The sequence below is a fragment of the Candidatus Zixiibacteriota bacterium genome (assembly GCA_022865345.1).
Taxonomy (GTDB): Bacteria; Zixibacteria; MSB-5A5; order MSB-5A5; family RBG-16-43-9; genus RBG-16-43-9.
On sequence record JALHSU010000131.1, the window covers coordinates 1 to 7,778 of the forward strand.

General features: G+C 44.3%; 8 protein-coding genes. 1 reads left to right on the forward strand and 7 read right to left on the reverse strand.

Annotated elements, in window-relative coordinates; translation table 11 throughout:
* From MUP17_05785 to MUP17_05815, 7 genes are all read right to left on the reverse strand, one after another.
* Window positions 1-832 (reverse strand): PHP domain-containing protein (locus MUP17_05785; protein ID MCJ7458482.1); only part of this gene is annotated, 832 nt, incomplete at its 3' end.
* Window positions 833-2,356 carry a glutamate formimidoyltransferase gene (ftcD, locus tag MUP17_05790; protein MCJ7458483.1) on the reverse strand — a complete coding sequence of 508 codons (1,524 nt, stop codon included), beginning with the start codon at window positions 2,354-2,356 and terminating at the stop codon, window positions 833-835. It lies immediately after the preceding gene.
* Between the two features lie 152 nt (window positions 2,357-2,508).
* Window positions 2,509-3,450 (reverse strand): hypothetical protein, encoded by a 942-nt coding sequence (locus MUP17_05795; protein MCJ7458484.1) that lies wholly within the window; start codon window positions 3,448-3,450, stop codon window positions 2,509-2,511.
* A gap of 2 nt (window positions 3,451-3,452) precedes the next feature.
* The gene (locus MUP17_05800) at window positions 3,453-4,364 is read right to left on the reverse strand and encodes a DUF3108 domain-containing protein (GenBank protein MCJ7458485.1); all 912 of its coding nucleotides are present in this window, start codon (window positions 4,362-4,364) and stop codon (window positions 3,453-3,455) included.
* A complete protein-coding gene (locus MUP17_05805) occupies window positions 4,348-4,857 on the reverse strand; it encodes a low molecular weight protein arginine phosphatase (GenBank protein MCJ7458486.1) in 510 nt (169 codons plus the stop codon). The genes MUP17_05800 and MUP17_05805 overlap by 17 nt, the downstream gene beginning before the upstream one ends.
* Window positions 4,858-4,889: 32 nt before the next feature.
* Window positions 4,890-5,552, reverse strand: coding sequence for an L-threonylcarbamoyladenylate synthase (locus MUP17_05810; GenBank protein MCJ7458487.1), 663 nt, complete (start codon window positions 5,550-5,552; stop codon window positions 4,890-4,892).
* Window positions 5,553-5,587: 35 nt separating this feature from the next.
* Window positions 5,588-6,667 carry a sugar phosphate nucleotidyltransferase gene (locus MUP17_05815; GenBank protein MCJ7458488.1) on the reverse strand — a complete coding sequence of 360 codons (1,080 nt, stop codon included), beginning with the start codon at window positions 6,665-6,667 and terminating at the stop codon, window positions 5,588-5,590.
* Window positions 6,668-7,065: 398 nt separating this feature from the next.
* On the opposite strand from MUP17_05815, the gene MUP17_05820 reads away from it, so the two are divergent.
* On the forward strand, window positions 7,066-7,778 hold a 713-nt coding region (locus MUP17_05820; GenBank protein ID MCJ7458489.1), incomplete at its 3' end, for a hypothetical protein.

The following is a 7,778-nucleotide window of genomic DNA, read 5'->3' on the forward strand; positions in this document are numbered from 1 at the left end:
ATCCTCCAAATTTCTTTTGTTTAGCTTTCTTTAGCATCTCCAGACAGCGGTAAGGGACTTTCACTTTTCCCATCAACACCATATCAGCTCTGGCATGGCAGTCCGAACCACCGGTGTAGAGTATCCCAAATTTTTTAGCCAGGTTGATATAATGGTCAACCTGATACCGCTCATACTGCGAATGGTAAGCCTCTATCCCATCTATTCCCATTTCCAGAAAATCGGGCAGAAGCTCATCCTGATGAGCAGTTCCCGGATGGGCTAAGATGGCAAGCCCCTGGATTTGATGAACCAGCTCTATCCCTTTCTGCGGTGTCAAATATTTTTTCGGCACATAGGCCGGTGCATGGTAACCCAAATAGCGCGCAAAGGCTTCGTTGTAAGACCTGACGTATTCTTCTTTGAGCAGTGCATCTGCTAAATGAGGCCTTCCTACTGAAGCACCCTTGGCAATTCCTTTAACCGTTTCCATGCGCAATGCCACTCCTAATTCGTTCAATTTCTCCACCATTTTCTCCCCTCTGAAAAGTCTCTCCTGTCTGAACTCCTCGATCTTTTTTTTGAAGGTAGGATCATCACAATTGATCAGATATCCTAAGAGATGAAAGTCCCTGCCCTGGTAAGACAGGCTCAACTCTACTGCCGGGATTAGTTCAACGCCTGATTCCTCTGCTTTACTTTTGGCGCTTTCATACCCGTCCACAGTATCATGATCTGCAATGGCAATCGCAGACAGATTCAGCTCCTTAGCCAGCTCCACCACCTTCTCAGGAGTCAGAAGGCCATCTGAGGCAGTGGTATGGATATGCAAATCTATATATTTTTTCTCCACTTACAACTTCTCCTGCAGAAGAGTATCTATCTCCTGTTTGAGCCTTTGAGACTCTGAAAGGATAAATTCGGACTTATTTTTCAGCTCAGATGCGAAGGTTTGATCCTCAATCGATTTCAGATTTATCTTCACGTTCAAAAGCGCACCCTCTAAGGCACTTTTAGCCATAAGAGCAGAGGCTCCGGCATCGCTCAGAGTGTTTACGTTTCCCTTCTCCACTACTATGCGGGAAAGCTTCAAAACCTCTAAGGATTTCTCCATAGTTCTCAGGGGAACCAGGGCTGCTTCTTTATATGCTTCCTGAATCGCCACAAGCCTTCTGGTCTGTTCTTCTGGAGTGTTCTGAGGAAGCTTGAGACTATCTAAAACCCTGGTAAAACTCTCGCCGTCTTTTATGATTAACTCTTTTAATTCCTGGCGTAGTTTCTCAGACTCCTCTAAGACCTTCTTAAGCTCCTCTTCAAATTCCTGGTATTTTTTCTTTCCTATGGTCAGCCTGCAAACCATAGAGACCAGGCTCGCACCTAAGGCTCCGGATGAGGCAGCAACACTTCCGCCTCCAGGCACCGGAGTCCCGGCCGCGACTTCATCCATAAAATCGGACAGTCCTGCTTGCTGCTTTCCCGCAAAAGTCATCAGCTTTTCTTCTAAGACCTGTCCTTTTTTGAAGTTCTCGAATTTCAAATAAAAATCAGACACGTCCACCAGGGCTTCAAGTGGGGTAAGCCCGACTATTTCGCTGGAAATCACCGGGACTGAATGTCTTTCAGCCTCTCTTTTAATTGTCTCAAACACTCTGTAAATCGGCGTCTCCTTGAAGTTGACCAGGTTCATCGAAACCTGAACCAGTCCCCTTTCCTTTATCTCAAAACCCAGAGCCTTCACATATCTGTACCCCCCGGTTGAAAACCTGATCGCCTTGGCAATTTTCCTGGCTATACTTACGTCCCTTGTTCCCAGGTAAACGTTGAAGGCTATCAGAGGCATCCTGGCTCCGATAGCAGTAGCACCAGCTTTAGGAAGTTTTGAGGGCCCAAAATCCGGCTTTCTATCAGGATTAGTTTCTATATCTTTTTTAATACCTTCATATTCGCCTTTGCGCACATCAGCTAAGTTCACCCTGTCCGGGCGAGTGGCTGCTGATTCATACAGGTAAACCGGAATGCCCAGTTTTTCCCCAACTTCTTCACCTAACTCCCTGGCTAAAGTGATGCACTCATCCATAGTTACCCCAGAGATCGGTACAAACGGTACTACGTCAGTTGCTCCCATTCTGGGATGCTCACCTTTGTGCAGATCCATATCTATCAACTGAGCCGCCCTGGCAATTGCTTTGAAAGCGGCAGCTTTAGCCTCCTGGGGGCCTCCCACAAATGAGATCACAGCACGATTATGGTCCTTATCCATCTCCTTATCTAAGAGCATGACCCCTTCAACTGATTTTATCTCAGCTAAGATAGCCTCAATCACCTCAGCTCTTCTTCCTTCGCTGAAATTAGGCACGCATTCTACTAACCTTGCCATTTATACCTCTTCTTTTATGTTCAAGCTGGAGTATAAACCTTCAGGTTTATCTGAACGGATTCCATTCCATCGATCCCATTTGAGGTCGTGGGTAAAACTAAAGTTTTACACTCCAATGCCGTTTTTTCGTCTCACGTTTCACATCTCAAGCCTTATTTTGCCTTCAACGCCCAGGCTAAAAGCGGCAGCATAATCTCATGATGACCGGTAAAAGAATATCCTTTTCCGCTTCCCTGGGTGGGTCGTAAGACAACGTTCATATTGGGCCGATAATGCTGAATCATATCGAAATTGGCTGTGGTGAAATTCTCCACTTTTCCTTTTATGTTACGGGCAACTGAAAGAGCTTTCAAAAAAACCTCTGGTAAAATTACGGCAGAGCCAAAATGCAAGACCACTCCGCCATTGTGAAGTTTTGAAATCTCTTCTGCCAGGATTTTGAAATCAGTGAAAGTTGCCTTTCCGGTTGCGGCAGGATCGAAATGAGGGGATTGATGCACAATATCAGTTCCTATGCCGACATGCACAGTAGCCGGGATTTTAAGCTCAAAAGCCGCAGCCAGGAGACTGTATTTTCTGAATTTGGCTTTACTCTGAACGAGAAATTGACCAATTCCCTCGCCCAATCCCTGCTCTGCATCAATCGAACATTTTGAAATCTGGTTGAAAAGTCTGGAGGTTTGCTCAGACATACCAAAGGTGCCTTTTTTCAGACCTTCTTTCACATCCTCAGAGGTTTTTCCCCACATGCCTATCTCGAAATCGTGAATTGCTCCGGCTCCATTAGTGGAAATAAGAGTTATAAACTTATTCCTCATCAAATCAATGATAATCGGCGACAAACCCAATTTAACTATATGGGCGCCAAACATAAATATTACAGGTTTATCCTTGTCCTTTGCTTGACGTATAGCTTTAAATAGCTCATATAAGTCGTTTACCTTAAAATACTTGGGCAGTCGTCTCAGGAAATCGTCTATTCTATCATTTTTTGAGCTTGGTTGTGCAAAATCTTTCACCTGTGCCTTGCTTTTCCTTGAAGAAAGCGGAATGGTTTTGGTCCTGGTTAAATCTATCTGTTTGTAAAGAGACATTCTTATTTTTCTCCTACCCTGCCCAGACGATAATCCGTAAGCTCAGTGGTTATGGAACCAATCATCACTTTGCTCTTCATTAAAACCGGCATCTTCTTTTGATCATCTGTCAGCCAGACAGTCAGAGTCCCTTTTTGTTCAAAGACCCCTGCTGCCTGAAGTATCGGCTGAACCACCACGCAGTCAAAAGTGCCAGCATCCACTTCCACTCTTTCCTTTTTTAAGACTTTTACCTCCAAAGCGTAATTCTTCTTGTCCGTATGATTGTCCACAAATAACGATTTCCCGATCTCCAGAGGCTGAGTTCTTACATAATATAAAGCGGAAAGCACGTCCTGCACAAAAGGAGGTACAGGAATTGTGTCATTATCTGTTAAAGCTAGATGATTTTGCTGGTCAAAATCGACAAATTTATCTGACTGGAATTTACCTTCTCTAATGTGCTTTTCAAAATGGAGAGAATAAAGTCCCTTCACATCCGTAAAAGATTCCACACGATCTCTGACTTTAAAAAATGCAGAAAAGAATTTGCTTGACTCGGCTGTGGAGACGATTCTGAAGCATTTTCTTCCATGGTATTCTATTATCTCCGGAATTTCCATAGTTGCATTACCCGCCTTGATAGGTCCCCATCTGACCTTAAACTGCAGCCTCTCACCGACTCCAAAAGAAAGGTTGGGCACTTCCCTTTCATTCTTCAAAGTGTCAACTGGAACCGGGGTTTTTCCCAGAGTATCTATGCCCTGTGGAGCAGAAAGTGTATCTCTCAACTGAAGAGTGTCTTTCACGCTTAAAGTCTCTACCGGGACTTCCTGAGCCTTTATGCCTCTATAATACCCAGTCAGAACTAAGATTAAAAAAGAAAATGAAAACAGTAGATATTTTGAGTTCTGAGAATCAGTTATTCTCCTCATTTTTTTTCTCGAAAACCCGGATAACTTCCGGCAGTATTCTCCTTATCTCCTCATCTAACTCCAAAAAACATTGGTTATATTCTTCTAAGGAACCTCCGATCGGGTCTTTAACTGCTAAATTATCATTATCATCCTTATGTGGAAAGGCTTTTAACAGATAAGTCCGAGCTAAGGTGCTCCTGTCAATTTTCTTAATATGCTGTAAATGTTCGGGCGACATTACTAAAATTAGGTCAGATTCTCTTAGTAAATCCGCTGTAAGTTTTTTAGAGGAATGCTCATTTAAGTCTATGTCCCAGACTTTGGTGGCTTCAAGAGTAAAAGGGGCAGCCGGGTAACCATCCAGGGCTTGAGTCCCGCCTGAGCTGACCTTTATATTCTTGATCCCCTTTTCAGCTAAGAGTTTCTTCAAAATCCCTTCAGCCATTGGACTGCGACAGGTGTTTCCGGTGCAGACAAACAAGATTTTAAATTCTTTTTTTATATTCTCCATAACTTTAAAATCGCAAGGCTAAAAGCCTCGCCCTACTTTTTATTTTTTCTTTTAAGCTCAGGAACGATTTTTCTTAGTTTCTCATAAGGGATACGACCTTCCCTCAGAAGAATCGGTATCTCCTCTGATACGTCCACTACACTTGAAGGTGTTGCACTGTACGAGTGTCCACCGTTTATGACCAGGTCTATTTTTCCGTCAAAGTAACTCAAGACCTGCTCAGCCGAAACTGGTTCAGGCTTTCCTGCGAGGTTGGCGCTGGTGGCTGTGAGCGGGGTTCCGGTTTCTATCAGAAGTGATTGTACAAATTTCGAGGATGAAACCCTTACTCCTAATTTCCCCTCTTTTCCGGTAAGATAAGTCATCTGACCGGGTTTGGATTTGAAGATTAAGGTCAAGGGACCCGGCCAGAACTCTTTGATCAATTTGCTGGCTGAGGGAGTTATCTCTTTTACAAATCTTTTCAAATCCTGTAGTTTTGGAAGAAAAATAGCAACCGGTTTTCCGGACATTCTTTTTTTCAGGTGGAAAACCCCCTGCACCGCACGCTCGTTCATCGCATCGGCGCCTAAAGCGTAAACTGTTTCAGTGGGGAAAGCGACCACCCCTCCTCTGTTTATTATTTCAGCCGCCCGTTGCAGTAATGGCTTATCCTGATTATCCGCAGAGGGTTTCAAAATCTCGGTTTTTATCATCCGTTAAACGGATCCATGGGAATAAAAAAAGTGTTTTAGAGATACTCTTCCAGGTTTTTATCAGAGGCAAATTTTTGGAGAAGCTCTTTGACATCCTGAACCCTGGTTTTATGCGCCACGAAAACAATATCCCCGGTCCTGACAATAACCAGATCAGAAACTCCCAGAGTGGCTATTATCCCAGACCCATCGTTGACAATGGTGGTCTCATAGGTCCCGGTAACCTGGGCTTTCCCGATTATGACGTTGTTCTCCCGGTCCCTCTGCTTGATCCTTTCCAGAGCCAGCCAAGAGCCGATGTCGTCCCAGATTAGATCTGCCTTTATGGTCAGGACATTCTCCGCCTTTTCTAAAACCGCGCAGTCGATGGAGATATTCTCAGCTCTTGTATACAAGGTTTTTAATGCCTGTTCCTGGCTTTTGATGCCTATTTCCCTGGCATACAGGTCCAACTCCTGATAAATATCTGGCATATACCTCTGCAGAGCTTTGAGGATCGTATCCACAGTCCAGATAAAAATTCCGCTATTCCAGAGGTGTTTTCGGTCATAATAATATTCCTGGGCCAGCATGCGGTTCGGTTTTTCCCTGAAACGGTTAATCCGATATACCGTTATGTTGTCAATAGAGGTAAAGAGATCAGAAAACTCGATATATCCATATGCGGTTTCAGCCCGGGAGGGTACAATGCCTATGGTAATGAGATTTTCTCCCTGATTAGCCACCTCTGCCCCCACTTTTAACACCTTTTGTAGCTTCTCTTTGGTCTGGATGTAATGGTCTGAGGAAAGGACTATCATCGTTGCTGATGGGTCGATTTTTTTTAGGTGAACTGCCGCCACTCCTATTGCCATACAGGTGTTCCTGACCTCTGGTTCTATCAAAAGGTTTTTTTCCTTTAGCACCTTAATCTTTTCGAGGATAGGACTCTTTAAATTCTGCCCGGTAACGATCAGGGTTCTTTCAATCGGTATGAAATCGCTGATCCGGTCAATGGTTTCCTGCAACATAGTCTTATCTGAGGTAATCTCTAATAACTGCTTGGGATGACCTCCCCTGGAAAGAGGCCAGAACCTCTCCCCTCTCCCCCCGGCTAAAATCACTGCATAATTCAATTTTCCGACCTCCTGTGCGAATTTCGTCTATGCGGAACCGTTTTTCTAAACTGAACTAATTTAGTGTAAAATCAAGGAGTTGTCAATAAAAAGTTGGGAGATATTTTTCCTTGACAAAGTCAGGGCTTTGTATATGTTATTCGTAATACTAACATTTCAGGAGCAACAGTTAATTTGAGGGGGAATACATGCCATTTCAAGCTCCGAAAGAGCATAAGAATCTTTTGGTCATCGTAGCGCGACCCTTTTAGGGTCGCCAGAATTGTAGGGACAGAACATCGTTCTGTCCTCCTAATCTCAAACGAAAGGAGGAGTTTATGAGACTTAAAATTGGGGTGGGGAGGATTTAAGTTAACTAAAAAAAGTGAATAGGTGGTCATAACAAGGAGGTATTAAAAATGAAATCCAAGTACTTTTTAATAGTAGCGGGGCTAATGTTAGTTTTGTTCTCTTATTCCTCTGCCCAAGTGCCGCAGATGATAAATTATCAAGGCAAACTGACCAAATCCTCTGGAGCACTTCTGGATACAACTATTCAGATGGTCTTTTCCATCTATGCAGACCCAATCACTCAAACACCTCTCTGGACAGAAACCCAAGCAGCAGTTGGAGTAGATAAAGGGATATTTAATGTTCTCCTGGGAAATGTGAACCCAATACCGGATACGGTTTTTAATGGGAACATAAGATATTTGGGAGTCACAGTAGGAGGAGATCCGGAGATAATCCCCAGAAAACCGATGGTGAGTGTGCCTTATGCTTACCGGGTAGCTACTGGAACAGGTGACAATGATTGGACCATTAAAGGCGATACCGTTTATCATCTGAATGGCAATGTCGGCATCGGGACGACCAGTCCCAAAGAACAACTGGAGCTAACCGGGAACTTCAGACTTCCCCCCAGCACGGCCAGCGTGGGGGTGATTAAATCCGGGGCTGATAGGTTCATCCACAATTTCGGCACCGATAACTTCTTTGCCGGGGTCAATGCGGGCAATTTCACGCTATCGGGCGCAGGCGGTAATACCGGTGTGGGTAGGGATGCCCTCCAAGCCCTTACCACGGGATACTACAACACGGCTATGGGACTAAATGCGCTCGACAGCAACAC